General features: G+C 70.0%; 17 protein-coding genes. 5 read left to right on the top strand and 12 right to left on the bottom strand.

The genetic code is table 11. The features are described 5' to 3' along the window. Positions 1-7 precede the first annotated feature (7 nt). The 6 genes from ACZ61C_RS20840 to ACZ61C_RS20815 form a co-directional block, all read right to left on the bottom strand. Positions 8-1,288 carry a cation:proton antiporter gene (locus ACZ61C_RS20840; RefSeq protein WP_465309027.1) on the bottom strand — a complete coding sequence of 427 codons (1,281 nt, stop codon included), beginning with the start codon at positions 1,286-1,288 and terminating at the stop codon, positions 8-10. Further along, the gene (locus tag ACZ61C_RS20835; RefSeq protein WP_465309439.1) at positions 1,285-2,550 is read right to left on the bottom strand and encodes a cytochrome P450 family protein; all 1,266 of its coding nucleotides are present in this window, start codon (positions 2,548-2,550) and stop codon (positions 1,285-1,287) included. The genes ACZ61C_RS20840 and ACZ61C_RS20835 overlap by 4 nt, the downstream gene beginning before the upstream one ends. Before the next feature lie 11 nt (positions 2,551-2,561). After that, entirely contained in the window at positions 2,562-3,632 is a 1,071-nt protein-coding gene (locus ACZ61C_RS20830) for an alpha-hydroxy acid oxidase (protein ID WP_465309025.1), read from the bottom strand. Next, positions 3,632-5,173, bottom strand: coding sequence for an NAD(P)-binding domain-containing protein (locus ACZ61C_RS20825; protein ID WP_465309023.1), 1,542 nt, complete (start codon positions 5,171-5,173; stop codon positions 3,632-3,634). Before ACZ61C_RS20825 ends, ACZ61C_RS20830 begins: the two co-directional genes overlap by 1 nt. Positions 5,174-5,276: 103 nt before the next feature. Further along, positions 5,277-6,200 (bottom strand): aldo/keto reductase, encoded by a 924-nt coding sequence (locus tag ACZ61C_RS20820; protein ID WP_465309437.1) that lies wholly within the window; start codon positions 6,198-6,200, stop codon positions 5,277-5,279. A gap of 50 nt (positions 6,201-6,250) precedes the next feature. Then, positions 6,251-6,652 (bottom strand): MerR family transcriptional regulator, encoded by a 402-nt coding sequence (locus ACZ61C_RS20815; RefSeq protein ID WP_465309021.1) that lies wholly within the window; start codon positions 6,650-6,652, stop codon positions 6,251-6,253. Between the two features lie 84 nt (positions 6,653-6,736). On the opposite strand from ACZ61C_RS20815, the gene ACZ61C_RS20810 reads away from it, so the two are divergent. Further along, the gene (locus ACZ61C_RS20810; RefSeq protein WP_465309019.1) at positions 6,737-7,330 is read left to right on the top strand and encodes a TetR/AcrR family transcriptional regulator; all 594 of its coding nucleotides are present in this window, start codon (positions 6,737-6,739) and stop codon (positions 7,328-7,330) included. On the opposite strand, the gene ACZ61C_RS20805 is transcribed toward ACZ61C_RS20810, so the two are convergent. The 3 genes from ACZ61C_RS20805 to ACZ61C_RS20795 are packed head-to-tail and all read right to left on the bottom strand — an operon-like array spanning position 7,327 to position 9,318. Then, the gene (locus ACZ61C_RS20805; protein WP_465309017.1) at positions 7,327-8,232 is read right to left on the bottom strand and encodes a pentapeptide repeat-containing protein; all 906 of its coding nucleotides are present in this window, start codon (positions 8,230-8,232) and stop codon (positions 7,327-7,329) included. The genes ACZ61C_RS20810 and ACZ61C_RS20805 overlap by 4 nt on opposite strands. 34 nt (positions 8,233-8,266) lie before the next feature. Beyond that, the gene (upp, locus tag ACZ61C_RS20800) at positions 8,267-8,890 is read right to left on the bottom strand and encodes a uracil phosphoribosyltransferase (RefSeq protein ID WP_465309015.1); all 624 of its coding nucleotides are present in this window, start codon (positions 8,888-8,890) and stop codon (positions 8,267-8,269) included. Positions 8,891-8,895: 5 nt separating this feature from the next. Beyond that, positions 8,896-9,318 carry a protein-tyrosine phosphatase family protein gene (locus ACZ61C_RS20795; protein ID WP_465309013.1) on the bottom strand — a complete coding sequence of 141 codons (423 nt, stop codon included), beginning with the start codon at positions 9,316-9,318 and terminating at the stop codon, positions 8,896-8,898. 85 nt (positions 9,319-9,403) lie between these two features. On the opposite strand from ACZ61C_RS20795, the gene ACZ61C_RS20790 reads away from it, so the two are divergent. Continuing rightward, a complete protein-coding gene (locus tag ACZ61C_RS20790; protein ID WP_465309435.1) occupies positions 9,404-10,018 on the top strand; it encodes a DUF1707 SHOCT-like domain-containing protein in 615 nt (204 codons plus the stop codon). Here ACZ61C_RS20790 and ACZ61C_RS20785 read toward each other — a convergent pair. Then, the gene (locus ACZ61C_RS20785; protein ID WP_465309011.1) at positions 10,015-10,587 is read right to left on the bottom strand and encodes a Uma2 family endonuclease; all 573 of its coding nucleotides are present in this window, start codon (positions 10,585-10,587) and stop codon (positions 10,015-10,017) included. The genes ACZ61C_RS20790 and ACZ61C_RS20785 overlap by 4 nt on opposite strands. 169 nt (positions 10,588-10,756) lie before the next feature. Here ACZ61C_RS20785 and deoC point away from each other — a divergent pair, with 169 nt between their 5' ends. Genes deoC through ACZ61C_RS20770 form a run of 3 tightly spaced genes read left to right on the top strand, consistent with a single transcriptional unit; the run spans position 10,757 to position 14,023 of the window. After that, complete coding sequence (deoC, locus tag ACZ61C_RS20780) at positions 10,757-11,731, top strand: deoxyribose-phosphate aldolase (RefSeq protein ID WP_465309009.1); 975 nt, start codon at positions 10,757-10,759, stop codon at positions 11,729-11,731. Next, positions 11,731-13,164, top strand: a complete 1,434-nt coding sequence (locus ACZ61C_RS20775) for an aldehyde dehydrogenase family protein (protein WP_465309007.1) — start codon at positions 11,731-11,733, stop codon at positions 13,162-13,164. The genes deoC and ACZ61C_RS20775 overlap by 1 nt, the downstream gene beginning before the upstream one ends. After that, a complete protein-coding gene (locus ACZ61C_RS20770; RefSeq protein WP_465309005.1) occupies positions 13,157-14,023 on the top strand; it encodes an aldehyde dehydrogenase family protein in 867 nt (288 codons plus the stop codon). Before ACZ61C_RS20775 ends, ACZ61C_RS20770 begins: the two co-directional genes overlap by 8 nt. Positions 14,024-14,213: 190 nt before the next feature. Here ACZ61C_RS20770 and ACZ61C_RS20765 read toward each other — a convergent pair whose 3' ends face one another. Continuing rightward, positions 14,214-14,993: a GH12 family glycosyl hydrolase domain-containing protein gene (locus tag ACZ61C_RS20765; protein ID WP_465309003.1), complete on the bottom strand. Its 780-nt coding sequence runs from the start codon at positions 14,991-14,993 to the stop codon at positions 14,214-14,216. A 62-nt stretch (positions 14,994-15,055) separates the two neighbouring features. Beyond that, positions 15,056-15,697, bottom strand: coding sequence for a TetR/AcrR family transcriptional regulator (locus ACZ61C_RS20760; protein ID WP_465309001.1), 642 nt, complete (start codon positions 15,695-15,697; stop codon positions 15,056-15,058). Between the last annotated feature and the right edge of the window lie 124 nt (positions 15,698-15,821).

Genomic DNA, 15,821 nt, shown 5'->3' with positions numbered 1-15,821 from the left:
TGAACCCTCAACTTTTCCCGGTGACCGGAACCGGCTCGGCCGTCAGGAGCAGTTCGCTGCTCCCCCGGCGGGCGTCCCGCCGGTCCAGCCAGCTGAGCACCGGCGCGGTCATGACGGTGGTCACCAGCGCGACGAGCACCAGCACGGTGAACAAAGCGGGCGAAACGATCCCCGCCGCGAGCCCGACGTTGAGCGCGATCAGCTGCATCAGCCCGCGGGCGTTGATCAACGCGCCGACGCGCAGCGCGACCGGCTGCGACTCCCCCACCAGCCGGGCCGCGCCCCAGCACGCGCCGAACTTGCCGACGATCGCCGCGCCCACGCACAGCAGCGCGAACAGCAGCAGCTTCGGGTCGGCGAGCAGCGCGAACCGGGTGTTCAGGCCGGAGTAGGTGAAGAACAGCGGGAGGAACACGATCCGCCCGATCGGCATGATCTTCGCGAGCACGGCGTCCGCGGCGGGCACCCGCGGGAACACGATGCCGACGCAGAAGGCGCCGAACACCGCGTACAGCCCGATGATGTCGGTGAACCACGCCGCCGCGAACAACGTCAACGCCGTGATCAGCATCTTCTGGTCCGCGGAGATCCGTTCGCTGCCCAGCGCCTTCGCGAGCACCCGGCGGCCGACCAGCACCAGCAGCAGCGCGAACAGCAGCCCGCCGCCGACGGCGATGGCAACCGGCCCGGCCGAGTCGGCGTGCATGCCGAGCACGACGGCCAGCAGGACCCACGCCAGGACGTCGTCGAGCGCGCCGCAGGCCAGCGCCAGCGAGCCGAACCGCGTCCCGCCGAGACCGCGCTCGGTGATGATCCGGGCGAGCATCGGGAACGCCGTGATCGCGAGCGCCACGCCGACGAACGCCGCCGACGTGGTCAGCGAAACCCCGGGCTTGCCGATGCCGGCCCAGCTCGCGCCGAACACCGCGACCCCGACGCCGAGCGCCAGCGGGACCACGGTGCCGGCCGCCGACACCGCGCCGACCGACTTCATCGAGCCGCGGATGCTGCGCAGGCTGAACTCGTACCCCGCCCCGAACATGTAGATGACCAGGCCGATCTGGCCGCCGACGTAGAGCAGCGGGCGGACGCCGTCCGGGAACAGCGCCGTCTGCGCGGCCGGGAACACCAGCCCGAGCAGCGACGGGCCGAGCAGCACACCGGCGATCATCTCGCCGACCACCGGCGGCTGGCCCAGCCGCACGGCGACCAGGCAGACGACCCGGCACACCACGAGGATGACCGCCACCGCGAGGAAGAACACCGGTGCCGCTTCCGACGGGCTCATGACTTTCCTCCGGCGAAGTAGGTCGAACAGAGGGCTTTCTTCCGGGCGTCGAGCACCATGTACGTCCCGAACACGAGCTGAGCGAGGCTGCGCCAGACGTCCTCCCAGCGGTCGCGCACCGCCAGCCAGACCAGCGGCGCGCGACGGCGGCGGGCGCCACGCGGCGTCAGCAGCGCCGGGCCGCGGTTGGGGATCGAGCGGGTGTGGGCGGCCGTCGAGGCGAGGCTGAACCGGCGCAGCACCTCACGCGCCACCACGCGCATGGTCAGCGGGGCGAGCCCGCGCGCCGGGCACGCGCGGTTCTGCGCGACGCCGAACGGGATGAAGGCGTCCTTTCCGGACTGCGCGGCGAACTCCGGGTAGCTGAAGCACAACACGGTGCCCGCCGGGATCGTCAGGTCCGCCACGTCGATGTCGGCGGTGGAGATCCGGTGCGCGATCCCGAACAGCGGGAAGGTGCGCAGGCCGTCCATGATCACCCGGTCCAGGTAGGCGTCGTCGTCCGGGTGCCCGGCCAGGCGTCGCTGCACCTCGTCGTCCTGCGCGACGATCATCAGCAGGTGCGCCATCGCCTCGGACATCTGGACGACGGCGGTGTTGAAGAACGTGCCCTGCAGGTAGTACGCCTGCTCCTCGCGGGTCAGCGACTCCGGCAGCGGGTGCGGGACGTCGTCGAGACGCTTTCTCAGGTACTTCGTGAGCCTCGCGCGGCGGCGCATGTTCCGCGGCCGCACGCACTTCAGCGCCGAGACGACGTCGTCGGCGTTCGCCACGATGAGGTCGCGCGCCTCCGGCGGGCACGGCTCGTCGAAGACCAGCTCGTAGTAGAGCTCGGCCCAGATCGGCATCATCTCGTCGCGCAGCCGGACCAGCCCGGGCCGCGTCGTGTCCAGCACGTGCGCCGCGACGCGGCGGGTCAGCTCCTCGGAGTCCTTTTTGGACTTGACCAGGATGTGCCGGGTGCACTTGGCGACCTCGTCGTAGCGCGGCCCGGCTTCGAGGTGCTCCTGGTGCACCTCGGGGCCGGGCGCGAGCCAGTACCAGAACAGGTCCGACAGCGCGGCGCCCTTGCTGCGGCCGTTCGCCGCCGGGTCGGCGTAGACGCGCCGGAAGTCCTCGGCGCCGATCCGCTCGCCCGGGATCGTCACCGTGTCCTCGCCGTTGACCAGCGAGAAGATCTTCACCCGCAGCGCGACGACCCGGCCGGGCAGCCACGCCGGCGCGGTGGCGACCGCTGCGGCGGCGAGCGCTTTCCCGAGCACCGCTTTCCCGGTCATCGCCGCACCTGGTCCGGGGTGAGATCCGCGGGGTGCCGCCCGCCGCACATGGCCAGCGCCTGGTCGAAGTCGTCGCGCAGCAGCTCCAGGACCTGCGTGACCCCTTCACGGCCGCCCGCGGCCAGGCCCCACACGACCGGACGGCCGACCCCGACCGCGTCCGCACCGAGGGCGAGGGCCTTGACGACGTCGGTGCCGCGGCGGATCCCGCCGTCGAGCAGCACCGGCACCGCCCCGCCGACCGCGGCGGCGATCTCGGGGAGGACGTCGATCGTGGCCGGCACGGTGTCGAGCTGGCGGCCGCCGTGGTTGGACACGACGATCCCGGCGACACCGTGGTGCACCGCGAGCCGCGCGTCCTCGGGGTGCAGCACACCCTTGATCAGCACCGGCAGCTTGGTCTTCGAGCGCAGCCAGGCGATGTGCTCCCAGTTCAGCGCGGCCGACATGACGATGTCGCGGACGTGGCTCGCGTTGCCGCCGCTGCGGTTCTCCCCGATGTTGCGGAGGTTTTCCACGACCAGCCCCGACGGCAGGTCGTGGAAGCTGTTGCGGTCGTCGCGCTCGCGGCGGCCGAGCACCGGCGAGTCCACGGTGACGACGAACGCCTTGACGCCGGCGTTCTCCGCCCGCACCACGATCGCCTCGGTGAACTCCAGGTCCGGCTGCAGGTAGAGCTGGAACCACAGGCCCGGGTCCGGCGTCACCTCGCGGGCCGCCGCGGCGACGTCCTCGATCGCCGTGGTGGCGGCCATGCTGACGATCATGATCGTGCCCGCGCGCGCCGCCGCGCGGGCGGTGGCGAGCTCACCGTCGGCGTGCGCGAGCCGGTGGAACGCCGTGGGCGCGACGAGGATCGGCATCGAGGACGACGTCCCGAGCAGCTCGACGCTCAGGTCCCGCTTGTCACTGCCGCGCAGGACCCGCGGGAGCAGCCGCAGCTTCTTGAACGCCGACTCGTTCTCCGCCACGGTGATCTCGTCCTGCGCGCCGCCGGCGAAGTAGTCGTAGTGCACCGGGTCGAGGCGCTGCCGGGCCGCCGCCTCGAACTCCGCGACCGTGCGCATCACAGCTCCCGCGTGAAGAACGCGGTCAGCGGTCCGACGTGGACCTCCTTGTCCCATTCGTTCTCGAGGTTCTCGGTGACGTGGTGCGTGGCCACGAGCTCACCGCGGCGGTAGTGCCGGACGATCGGGTGCAGGTAGTGGCCCTCGCCGTGGTCGTTGGCCTTGTCCTGCGCGGCCCGCGCGACGAAGTCGAACGGGTCGATCTTGTCGTGGTCGGGCCCGTAGTCGAGGGTGACGACGTAGACGTCGTCCGGCGGGTTCGCCAGCACGCGGTCGACCGGCACCTCTTCGAGGTAACGCGCGGTGTCCCCGTCGATCGTGAGGACGTCGCCGAGGAAGCCGAACTGCTGGTACAGCGCGGAAGTCCGGTTGATCCGGGTGATCACGGCATCGGTCAGCGCGTCCGGTTTGGCGGGCAGCTCGGTGCTCGGCCACGGCGTTTCGTGGTGGCGCTCGTTCAGGATCTTCGACAGCGCGCGGACGCCGTAGCGGAAGCCGTGGATGAACGGGTTGGTGGCCTTCTTGAAGCCGCGGACCTGCGTGATCGTGCCGGCGAAGTAGAGGCCGGGCACGTTCGTCGACTCCGAGTCCGGCGTCTGCGCCGGGAAGCGGTCGTCGATGACCAGCTCCGGACGGCAGTCCTCGTCGAACAGCGACGCGTCGAACCGGAAGCCGGTGCAGCCGATCACGCGGTCGTAGCGGATCTCCTTGACGACCTCGTCGGTGCGGGCGAAGGAGAACTTGACGTGGTACCCGTCGGCGTCCTTGCGGACCTCGCGCACGTCCCCGTCGAGGATCGCGTGCTGCAGCTTGAGCTGGTACATGTCGAGGATGCCGGCGTTGTAGGCACGCAGGTGGCCGACGAAGTGGGTGCGCCAGGCGAGCTTCACCGGCCGCGGGCCGCCGACGTGCACGACCGCCGCCTTCTCGATCAGGTTGTCCGCGGTCTCGAAGGCGGAGTTCCCCTTGCCCAGCACCAGGACCCGCTGGTCGGTGAAGCTGTCCGGGTCGACGTCGACGTCCGTGTACTGGTCGATCAGCTCGACCCCGGGGAACTGCGGGACGAACGGCTTCGTGACGCCGGTCGCCATGACCAGCCGGTGCGCGCGGAACTCGACGTTACCCGCGGTGAGCACGAAGAGAGCGCTTTCCGGTTCCCGGCGGATGCGCGTCACCCGGGTGTCGTAGCGCACCTGGACCTGATGCTTCGCCGCGTAGTCGGCGAGGTAACGGAGGAAGTCCTCGGCGTCCGGGAAGAGCAGTTCGCTGTAGTTCGTGAAAAGGACCGGGTCGTCGTCGCCCTCGGCGAGGATCGAGTTCCAGTCCATCCGGAGGTTCAGCTCCGGGTCGGTCCAGCCGGTGTGCTTCTTGTTGATGGAGATGAGCGTGCGGTGCCGCGGGAAGGTCGCGAAGAACGTGCCCGGCGCCGAACCGGCCTCCAGCACCAGGTACCGGTGCCCGGCGTGGCCGAGGGCCTGCCCCAGCTGCAGCCCCGCCGGCCCCGCGCCGACGACCACGTAATCGAGCACTTCCTCTGCCACGACGACCTCCTGGAGCTCGGCACCGACCGCATGATCGGCGCCGAGCCTGCCCCGGAGATCTCAGAAAAGGCTCAGAGCGGAGCTTTCACGTGAAAGCTACGCGTCAGCGGCCGGCCGCACGGGCGAGGCGTTCGGGGTAACGCTCCCCCGCGATCGCCTCGGCGGGCGCGGCCGCTTCGATGGCCGCGATGTCCGAAGCCGTCAGCTCCAGCGAAGCCGCCGCCACGTTCTCCTCGAGGTACTTGCGACGCTTCGTCCCCGGGATCGGGACGACGTCCTCGCCGTGGGACTGCACCCAGGCCAGCGCGAGCTGCCCGGCGGTGACGCCCTTCTCCTCGGCGAGCTTGCGCAGCGCGTCGACGATCGCCATGTTGCGCTCGAAGTTGCCGTCGGCGAAGCGCGGCAGGCCGCGGCGCATGTCGCCCTCGGGCAGGTCCTTCATCGACGTCACCGCGCCGGTGAGGAAACCGCGCCCCAGCGGCGAGAACGGCACCACGCCGATGCCGAGCTCACGGCACGTGTCGAGGATTTCGCCTTCGAGGCCGCGCGTCCACAGCGACCACTCGCTCTGCAACGCCGTCACCGGGTGCACGGCGTGCGCGGCCCGGATCGTCGCCGCGCTCGCCTCCGAGATACCCGCGTACCGGATCTTCCCGGCCTCCACCAGGGACTTCAGCGCGCCCCAGGTCTCCTCGACCGGCGTGTCCGGGTCGACGCGGTGCTGGTAGTAGAGGTCGATGTGGTCGACCCCGAGCCGCCGCAGCGACTCGTCGCAGGACTGCTTGACGTACTCGGCGTCCCCGCGGGCGCCCATCGAACCGTCGGTCCAGACGATGCCGAACTTCGTCGCGAGCACAACCTCGTCGCGGCGGCCGACGATCGCGCGGCCGACCAGCTCTTCGTTGGCGCCCTGTCCGTAGACGTTCGCCGTGTCCAGCAGGGTGACGCCGAGGTCGAGGGCCCGGTGGACCGTCGCGACCGACTCGGCTTCGTCGTCGAAGACGCCGTAGGCCTGGCTCATCCCCATGCAGCCCAGCCCCTGGGCGCCGACTTCCAGCCCGCCGAGCTTCCTGGTCTTCACGCGGAGATTCCCTCCATGTCGGGTTCCACACCGAACGCCTTGCGCTCGATCTGGGCGTAGTTGTCGATCTTGTAGTCGAGGACGTCGAGGCAGCCCTGCAGCTCGGCGATCCGCTCGGCGACCGACCGCCGCTGCTCCACCAGGAGCGCCTTGCGGCGGCCCGCGCTGGCGACGCCGTGACGGCGCAGCGACGCGTACTCGCGCATGCTCTTGATGGGCATCCCGGTGGTCCGCAGCTTGGTCAGGAAGGCCAGCCAGCCGAGGTCCTCGTCCGAATAGGCCCGGCGACCGGCGGTGTCGCGGGCGGGCGGGTCGAGCAGTTTGATGCGCTCGTAGTACCGGAGGGTGTCGATGGACAGCCCGCTACGTCGAGCGGCTTCCGCTATCGAGTAGCTCATGACCTCGACACTACGACCTGGAGTGCACTCCAGGTCAACCATCGGCTGTGGTCATTCATAACAGCGTTGCGCTACGCTGCGTAGATGGCTCGACCACGGACACACGACGAAGCGCTCCGGCTGAAGCTGCTCGACCGCGCCGGTGAGCTCATCGCCGAGGACGGGCCCAAGGCACTTTCCCTGCGCAAGCTGGCCGCCGACGCCGGCACGTCGACCACCGCCGTCTACTCCCTGTTCGGCAGCAAACCCGATCTGGTGAACGCGCTCTACACGGAGGGCTTCCGCCGCTTCGGCGCCCGGATGGCTGGCACCCCGTTGACCGGCAACGCGGTGGACGACCTCGTGACGCTCGGCAGCGCCTACCGCGCGAGCGCCCTGGCCGACCCGAACCTCTACGGGATCATGTTCACCCGGTCCGTGCCGGGCTTCGAGCCGAACGAAGACGCCGAGAAGCTGGCCAGGAACACCTTGAAGCCCCTCGAGGAGATCATCCGCCGCGCGGTGGCCGAGGGTGTGTTCGTGGACATCCCCCCGGAGACGATCGCGGTCGCCTGCTGGGCGTTCGTGCACGGGCTCGTTTCGCTGGAGCTGACGGGGAACCTGCCGGAGGGGTTCGACATCACCGGCTCGTACGAGACGGCGTTGCGCGCGAACGCCTCCGGCTGGCTGAAGGTCTAGCCGGACTCGAACCGCGCTTCCGACAGGTCGATGTCCGCGTGCTCACCGCCTTCGAAAAACGCTTCGCCATCGAACACCGTGTGGGAGAAGAGGAACCGGCCACCTGAACTGGTCCGGGTAAAGCGGACATCGCCGCCGAAGCGCGCGAGGGAGAAGAACGCGCCTTCGGCGAAGACCGTCCGGTCGAAGTTCGCGGGTGCGGTGAACACAGCGCCGAAGAACCCCGCCTGGCGCGCGAAAGTCGTGCCGCGGATGTGCACCTTGCCGACGAACCGGGCGCGGCTGAAGTCCGCGACCTCGAGTGTGCAGCCGCTCAGCCGGAAGTCGACGAGCGTGGCCCGCTGCAGGTCGACCGACATGCCTGGCCAGAAGCCTGGTTCGTCGTGACTCAGGTGCGTCTTGAGCAGCTCCTGAGCGGCCAGGCGGACCTGGAGCTCACTTTCGTCGTAGGCGACATCGTTCGGGGCCGCGGTACCCCGGAGTCCCGCGGCCGGTCCCTCGAACGGCATCCGGAGGTAGGCGCACAGCACGTTGACGATCGTCTGGCGCTGCTTCGGGTTGTCCCGCCCGAGCCGCTCCAGCGCGTACAGCCCACCGAACCGGACTGGCGCCTTGTCGCTGCCGAGCTGCTCCACGGCTTTGGTGTACAACTCGGTGACGCGCCGCTCCTCCAGGTCCCGCTCGGTGATACCCGCGACACGGGTCGTCTCCGCCAGCTGCAGCTCCAGCGTGCGCTGCCGGCGCGTGGCCAGCCACAGCGCGAACACTCCACCGGCGCCCGCGCCGACCCCGAAGGCCGTCTTCACCGCGTCGATCCGCACCGGCGCGTCCGGCCGTCCGGACCAGGCCAGGAACAGCCAAAGCAGCGCGCCGGTGACGGCCGCGACCACGGCGGCGGCCACCGCGATCCACCGCCACCTCAGGACCGGCAACGGCCTAGACAGCGCCGTACTGGCGGTCACCCGCGTCGCCGAGGCCCGGGACGATGAAGCCCGAGTCGTTGAGGCGCTCGTCGATGCTGGCCGTGACGACCCGGACCGGCAGGCCGGTCTTCTCCAGGTGGGCCAGGCCTTCCGGCGCGGCCAGCGCGCAGATGGCCGTGACGTCGGCGGCGCCGCGGTCGGTGAGCAGCCGGATCGTGTACTCCATCGAGCCGCCGGTGGCGAGCATCGGGTCGAGCACCATGACCGGCCGGTCGGCCAGTGACTCCGGCAGCGACTCCAGGTACGGCGTCGGCTTGAGCGTCTCCTCGTCGCGCGCGAGGCCGACGAAGCCCATCTGCGCGTCCGGGATCAGCTTGTGCGCCTGGTCGGCCATGCCCAGCCCGGCCCGCAGCACCGGGACCAGCAGCGGCGGGCTGGCCAGCTTGTACCCCTCGGTGCGCGCGACCGGCGTGTGGATCCGCTCGGTCTTCACCGGCACGTCGCGCGTGGCTTCGTAGACCAGCATGACGGTCAGCTCGTGCAGCGCGGCCCGGAACGCGGCGCTGTCGGTGCGCGCGTCGCGCATCGTGGAGAGCCGGGCCTTCGCGAGGGGGTGGTCGACGACGTGCACATCCATGCGGGTCAACTTAGCCGGTCCGCGAACCTTTTCACCCAGCCGCGCTGCCAGGGCGTTTCGACGGCGCGTTCGTTGTAGTGCTCACGCACCCAGGCGACGGCCCGGTCCGCGGGGACGCCGGAAAGGATCGCCAGGCAGGCCATGACCGTGCCGGTGCGGCCCGCGCCGCCGTAGCAGGCGACTTCGACGGTTTCGACCTTCGCCCGCTCGTGGAGCGCCTTGATCTTTTCGCGGGCGTCGGCGGGGTCGACGGGCAGCAGGAAGTCCGGCCAGGTGACCCATTCGTGTGGCCAGGTGATGCCGCCGCCGTGCTTGCGCCGCAAGCGGCTGGTGCCCAGGTAAAGCCCGAAGTCGGGCTCGGGTCCGGCGGGCCGCGGGCGCCCCAGCCCGCGCCCGCGGACCTGGACGCCGTCAGGGAATTCGACCATCGGCCCAGTGTCCTCCAGAAGATGGACACGGTGCGTGGTTTTCGCCGCTAGGCTGCCCCGGGTGAGCGAACTGACGCCCGACCAGATGCGGGCCTCCGACGCCGACCGTGAGCGCGTCGCCCAGGTGCTGCACAACGCCCTCTCCGAAGGGCGGATCACCGTGAACGAGCTGGAGGAGCGGCTGACCACGGTTTACGAGGCGAAAACGATCGGCGAGCTCAAGCCGGTGACGGCCGACCTGCCGACGTCGTCGGCGGCGGTCGAGCCGGCGATTACCCGCGCACTGGGCTTCCCGGACCAGCGGATCGGCGGCCACCCGGGCTCCCCGGTGTCGATCGGCGTCCTGTCGGGCGCGATCCGCAAGGGCAGCTGGGTCCTGCCCCCGCAGCACAACAGCTTCGCCTTCTGGGGCGGCGCGGAGATCGACCTGCGCCAGGCCCGCTTCGCGGACAAGCACTGCACGATCACGGCGGTCGCCATCATGGGCGGCATCCAGATCACGGTGCCCGACGACATCAACGTCGACGTGACGGGCATCGGCTTCATGGGCGGCTTCGTGCTGGAGGACAAGTCGGGAGCACCCCCGGCTCCGCCGACCGCGCCGACGGTGAAGATCAACGGACTCGGGTTCTGGGGCGGGGTCGTCGTGTACCGGAAGCCGGCGAAGCGGTCGGAGCCGCCGCAGATCGAAGGCGCTTAGAGCAGCTCGGCCAAGTCGACGTTCACCGTGAACGGATCGGTCACGGTGAACGGCCCATCATGCACAGCCGCGGGCGTGTAGGTCGTGGTGGTCGGGTCGAGCTGATAGCGGAACACGCGCAGCTTCTCGGGGTCGTCGGTGTTCTCGACGCGCCAGAAGTGCTGGATCCCACCGGCGGCGTACTCGCCGGGCTTGTCGATCTGGTCGGCGGTGACCGAGCCGGGCGACATGACCTCGACCACGAGGGCGCAGTGCGTCGGCCTGAGCACGGCCTCGCCCGGCAAGCTCGAGCTGTACACCACGACGTCAGGCCGTCGGTTGAGCAGCGGCACGTCGCGTAACCGAAGATCGACATCGGTAGCCACTTCGAAGCCGGGGCCGCAGGCAGCTTCCAGCACGTTCGCCAGCCGCCTGGCGAAGATCTGGTGCGGACGACGCGGTGCCGGGTTCACGACGATGGCTCCATCAACGATCTCGATGCGACGGCAGATTTCTTCTGGCAACGCATCGTAATCGTCCACACTCAGCCCCGCGGACGACAGGTCCATCCAGTCCGGCAAAGCGGACATCTCAGCTCCTCGCGCAGGTCGGATGTCGTCCACCGAAGTGTGCCACAAAGAGCCACGATCGTTGACTTTTACCCCATCTCCACGTGACACACGCCGCCGAGAACGTCACACCGGGTGACCTCCCGCCGGACCCCGCGCGCTGTCGGACCCGCCGCCTAGACTCAGGCCCATGACAGCCACGACCAGCACGTCAGCGGCGCCGGCCACCCCGGCGCCGCTGGTGGACGCGACTCGCGACGAAGCGAGCCTGCGCCGGTTCCTGCTCGGGCTGCCCGGTGTCGACCAAGTCGGCGTCGAGCAGCGCGCGGCAGGCCTCGGCACGCGCAGCATCAAGAAGGACGCCAAGCGGTGGGCCATCGACACCGCCATCTCCATGGTCGACCTGACCACGCTGGAGGGCGCCGACACCCACGGCAAGGTCCGGGCGCTCGCAGCGAAGGCCGTCCGCCCCGATCCCGAGCGCCAGGACACCCCGCGCGTCGCCGCCGTTTGCGTGTACCCGGACATGGTCGCCACCGCCGTCGAAGCGCTCAAGGGCAGCGGTGTGCACGTCGCGAGCGTCGCCACCGGCTTCCCCGCCGGGCGCACGAGCCGCGAGATCAAGCTGGCCGACACCAAGATCGCCGTCGACGCGGGCGCGCACGAAGTCGACATGGTGATCGACCGCGGCGCCTTCCTCGAGGGCCGCTACATGGACGTCTTCGAAGAAATCCAGGCGATCAAGGCCGCCTGCGGCGATGCCCACCTGAAGGTCATCCTCGAGACCGGCGAGCTGGCGACCTACGACAACGTGCGCCGCGCGTCGTGGCTGGCGCTGCTGGCCGGCGGTGACTTCATCAAGACGTCCACCGGCAAGGTCTCCCCCGCCGCGACACTGCCGGTCACGCACATCATGCTGCAGGCAGTCCACGACTGGCACGTCCAGACCGGCGAGCTGCGCGGCGTCAAGCCCGCGGGCGGCATCCGGACCACGAAGGACGCGATCAAGTACCTGGTCGCCGTGCACGAGGTCGCCGGCGAGCACTGGCTGACCCCGGACCTGTTCCGCTTCGGCGCGTCCAGCCTGCTCAACGACCTGCTGCTGCAGCGCCGCACCCAGGTGGACGGCCACTACAGCGGCCCCGACTACGTGACGGTGGACTGATGCCTGTTTTCGAGTACGCACCGGCGCCCGAGTCGCGCGCCATCGCGAACCTCAAGGACCACTACAAGCCGTTCGTCAACGGCGAGTTCGTCGACGGCTCGGGTGAGCCGCTCAAGACGATCAACCCGGCCACCGAAGAGGTCCTGGCCGAGGTCGGCACCGCGTCGAAGTCCGATGTGGACACCGCGGTCAAGGCCGCGCGCAAGGCCTACAACACCGTCTGGTCGAAGATGCCGGGCAGCGAGCGCGCGAAGTACCTCTTCCGCATCGCGCGGCTGATCCAGGAACGCTCGCGCGAGCTGGCGGTGCTGGAAAGCCTCGACAACGGCAAGCCGATCAAGGAGTCGCGCGACTCCGACATCCCGACGGCCGCCGCGCACTTCTTCTACCACGCGGGCTGGGCCGACAAGCTGGACTACGCGGGCTACGGCCCCAACCCGAAGCCGCTGGGTGTCGCGGGCCAGATCATCCCGTGGAACTTCCCGCTGCTGATGCTGGCCTGGAAGATCGCCCCCGCGCTGGCCACCGGCAACACCGTGGTCCTCAAGCCGGCCGAGACGACGCCGTTGACCGCGCTGGTGTTCGCGGAGATCTGCCAGCAGGCCGAGCTGCCGCCGGGCGTGGTGAACATCCTGCCCGGCGCGGGTGACATCGGCGCGGCCATCGTGGAGCACGGCGACATCAACAAGATCGCCTTCACCGGCTCGACCGAGGTCGGCAAGGCGATCCAGCGCCAGGTCGCGGGCACGCCGAAGAAGCTGACGCTGGAGCTGGGCGGCAAGGCCGCGAACGTCGTGTTCGAGGACGCGCCGCTCGACCAGGCGGTCGAGGGCATCGTCAACGGCATCTTCTTCAACCAGGGCCACGTCTGCTGCGCGGGCTCGCGGCTGCTGGTGCAGGAGTCCGTCGCCGAAGAGGTGCTGGAGAAGCTCCGCTACCGCGTCTCGACGCTGCGGCTCGGCGACCCGCTCGACAAGAACACCGACGTCGGCGCGATCAACTCGGCCGAGCAGCTGGCGAAGATCCGCGGGCTCGTCGAGGCGGGCGACGCCGAGGGCGCGCAGCGCTGGACCAGCCCCTGCCCGGTGCCCGACCGCGGGTTCTTCTTCGCCCCGACGGTGTTCGCGAACGTCCACCAGTCGATGCGGATCGCGCGCGAGGAGATCTTCGGGCCGGTGCTGTCGGTGCTGACGTTCCGCACGCCGGATGAGGCTGTCGCGAAGGCGAACAACACGCCGTACGGGCTTTCGGCCGGGATCTGGACCGAGAAGGGCTCGCGCATCCTGTGGATGGCGAACCAGCTGCGCGCCGGCGTGGTCTGGGCCAACACGTTCAACCGCTTCGACCCCACCGCCCCCTTCGGCGGCTACCAGGAATCCGGCTTCGGGCGCGAAGGCGGCCGCACCGGGCTGGAGGCTTACCTCGATGTCTGATCGCATCTCCGTCGCCAAGACGTACAAGCTGTACGTCGGCGGCAAGTTCCCGCGTTCGGAGTCCGGCCGGGTCTACCCGGTGACGGACCCGAAGGGCAAGTTCCTGGCGAACGCGGCGCACGCGTCCCGCAAGGACGTCCGCGACGCCGTGGTGGCGGCCCGGAAGGCGTTCCCCGGCTGGTCTTCCGCCACGGCCTACAACCGCGGCCAGGTCCTGTACCGGGTGGCCGAGGTGCTGGAAGGCCGCCGCGACCAGTTCGTCGCCGAAGTGTCCACTTCGGAGGGTCTGGCCCCGAAGAAGGCCGAGTCCCTGGTGGACGCCGCGATCGACCGCTGGGTCTGGTACGCGGGCTGGACGGACAAGATCGCGACGGTCCTCGGCGCTGCCAACCCGGTGGCGGGCCCGTACTTCTCGTTCACGGTCCCGGAGCCGACGGGTGTGGTCGGCATCCTGGCGCCGCAGCAGTCGTCGCTGCTGGGCCTGGTCGAGGTCCTGGCCCCGGTCCTGGCCACCGGCTCGACGGCGGTGGTGGTCTCGAGCGCGGAGCGCCCGCTGCCGGCGATCACCCTGTCGGAGGTCCTGGCGACGTCGGACGTCCCGGGCGGCGTGGCGAACATCCTGACGGGCCGGGCGGCGGAGCTGGGCTCCTGGCTGGCGTCGCACGGAGACGTCAACGCGCTGGACCCGACGGGAGCCGCCCCGGCGGACCGCCCGGAGCTGGCGCGCGAAGCGGCGAACACGGTGAAGCGGGTGCTGACGGTGCCGGAGGCGGAGCCGGACTGGACGTCGGCGCCCGACCTGTCGCGGCTGCGGCGGTACCTGGAGGCGAAGACCGTCTGGCACCCGATCGGCGTCTGAACGCAGGCGACAACGGGAGTTCTCGCCGTCCTCGTGGCCCTCGCCGGCTGGACCGCCCTGGTCCGGCTCGGCGTGGCCGCGCCGTCGGGCACCACCCGCTCGTCTACTTCGGGCTGATCTTTCTCGGCGCGGGCGACACCCTGGTCGCCGGCGGGGTGACCTCGGTTTCCGTGCGCCGGGCCTACCGGCTCTAGCTCATCGTCACCGAGAAGTCCGTCAGCGTGAACCGGGCCTGGCCGCCGCCGGTCGAGCAGAACTCGATGCCGTAGCCGATCTGGTTCACCGTCGGGTTCGCCGGGATGTAGCCCTTGCCGATCGACCAGGCGATCATCGCCTTGAGGTCGACGGCGCCCGAGTACTGCGTCGTCTGGGACACGAACGCCACGTACCCGTCCTTCATCCAGACGTCGTAGGTCTGGCCGCCGGCCGAGTACGTCTCCACCTGGTCACCGGAGGGGACCTGCTTCAGGTTCTCCGTCCACACCATCAGCTCGGTGACCCCGTCGCCGTCGCCGACGCCGTTCAGCCACACGTCGTACGCCACGTCGTAGATGCCCACGCCCGGGCCGCGGCCGGCGAACGTCGACTTGATCGTCGAATACCCGTCGAACGGTTTCCCGTCGAGGTTGTTGATGTCCTTGTGCACGTTCGGATAGGTTTTCACCGACGTTGTCGACGGCTGGGTGGAATCGACGTACCAGTTGTTGTACGCGCACGCGCGCAGCGTTTCCGGGCCCGCTTCGTCCGCATTCCACATGTTGTTGTGGACGTAGTAGCCGCCGTTGTCCCAGCCGCCGTCGGTCTCGCTGGTGGTGAACTCCGGCGACGTGCAGCTCGGGACCGCCTGCACCGAAGGTGGTGCGGGGGCGGACGAAGGCGCCGCGACCGAACTCGACGACGCGACCGGCTCGGGAGCGGCACTGCACCCGGCGAGCACGAGCCCGCAAATGACCAACAGCACAGCTCGCATTTTCCCGCCCGGCGGTAGCAATTCCTGCAGAACAAGAACACTACCCCGAAAACCGCGGAAATTCAGTCCCCGGGGTCCAGGTCGCCGGAAGTGATCGGCCGGCCGGGCAGTTCGGTTCCCGGCCGCGCGCTGAGCCCGTCGATCATGATCCCGACACAGCGGCGGGCCGCCAGCTCCGCCACTTCCGGCACCTTCGCCCGCACCTGCCGCAGCAGCGTCGCGAAGAGGATCGCGATGTCGCCCGCGCCGACGTCCTCGCGGAGCCGGCCCTCGGCCTGGGCGCCGCGGACGAGCTCGTCCACCACCACCAGGATCTCCTCCCGCAGGCGCCGGACCTCCGGGTCGCCCTTCAGGATGACGAGCGCGCGGTGGGACACCATCGCCAGCTGGATGCTCAGCTGCAGCTCCACCGACTGCCGCAGCAGCCGGGACAGCGCGTTCCACGCCGACGTCTCTTCACCGGCGATCCGGTGGGCGTCGATCAGCACGCGCTCGAAGTTGTCCATCGCGACGGCGCGGACCAGCGCGTCGCGGTCCGGGAACCGCCGGTAGAGCGTGCCGACGCCGACGCCGGCCGCGCGGGCGATCTCCTCCATCGGCACCTCGGGACCGGAAGCGGCGAAGATGCTCTTCGCGGCGGCGAGGATCTGGTCGCGGTTGCGCCGCGCGTCCGCCCGCAGGGTGGTCTCGGGGTCTGCCGTCATGCCGTTCGCCTCTCGCTGGATCGCGCGGGGTGATTCTCGCATGGCCAAGGGGCCACGCACTCGGACTCGAGTGAGTCACCCGTTAGCTAGTGGACGACTTCCTTCCGCTTCGGTACCTTGGGAT

The sequence above is a fragment of the Amycolatopsis sp. NPDC104587 genome (assembly GCF_055583645.1).
Note: the sequence above shows the minus strand (reverse complement) of the source record. Positions and strands in the feature narration are given on the sequence as shown.

Coding starts and splice junctions, on each gene's coding strand:
- upp (WP_465309015.1), bottom strand. CDS start 8,890: ATGGATGTGCACGTCGTCGACCACCCCCTCGCGAAGGCCCGGCTCTCC.
- ACZ61C_RS20795 (WP_465309013.1), bottom strand. CDS start 9,318: ATGGTCGAATTCCCTGACGGCGTCCAGGTCCGCGGGCGCGGGCTGGGG.
- ACZ61C_RS20815 (WP_465309021.1), bottom strand. CDS start 6,652: ATGAGCTACTCGATAGCGGAAGCCGCTCGACGTAGCGGGCTGTCCATC.
- ACZ61C_RS20760 (WP_465309001.1), bottom strand. CDS start 15,697: ATGACGGCAGACCCCGAGACCACCCTGCGGGCGGACGCGCGGCGCAAC.
- deoC (WP_465309009.1), top strand. CDS start 10,757: ATGACAGCCACGACCAGCACGTCAGCGGCGCCGGCCACCCCGGCGCCG.
- ACZ61C_RS20770 (WP_465309005.1), top strand. CDS start 13,157: ATGTCTGATCGCATCTCCGTCGCCAAGACGTACAAGCTGTACGTCGGC.
- ACZ61C_RS20830 (WP_465309025.1), bottom strand. CDS start 3,632: ATGCGCACGGTCGCGGAGTTCGAGGCGGCGGCCCGGCAGCGCCTCGAC.
- ACZ61C_RS20775 (WP_465309007.1), top strand. CDS start 11,731: ATGCCTGTTTTCGAGTACGCACCGGCGCCCGAGTCGCGCGCCATCGCG.
- ACZ61C_RS20840 (WP_465309027.1), bottom strand. CDS start 1,288: ATGAGCCCGTCGGAAGCGGCACCGGTGTTCTTCCTCGCGGTGGCGGTC.
- ACZ61C_RS20785 (WP_465309011.1), bottom strand. CDS start 10,587: ATGTCCGCTTTGCCGGACTGGATGGACCTGTCGTCCGCGGGGCTGAGT.
- ACZ61C_RS20790 (WP_465309435.1), top strand. CDS start 9,404: ATGCGGGCCTCCGACGCCGACCGTGAGCGCGTCGCCCAGGTGCTGCAC.
- ACZ61C_RS20820 (WP_465309437.1), bottom strand. CDS start 6,200: ATGGGGATGAGCCAGGCCTACGGCGTCTTCGACGACGAAGCCGAGTCG.
- ACZ61C_RS20765 (WP_465309003.1), bottom strand. CDS start 14,993: ATGCGAGCTGTGCTGTTGGTCATTTGCGGGCTCGTGCTCGCCGGGTGC.
- ACZ61C_RS20810 (WP_465309019.1), top strand. CDS start 6,737: ATGGCTCGACCACGGACACACGACGAAGCGCTCCGGCTGAAGCTGCTC.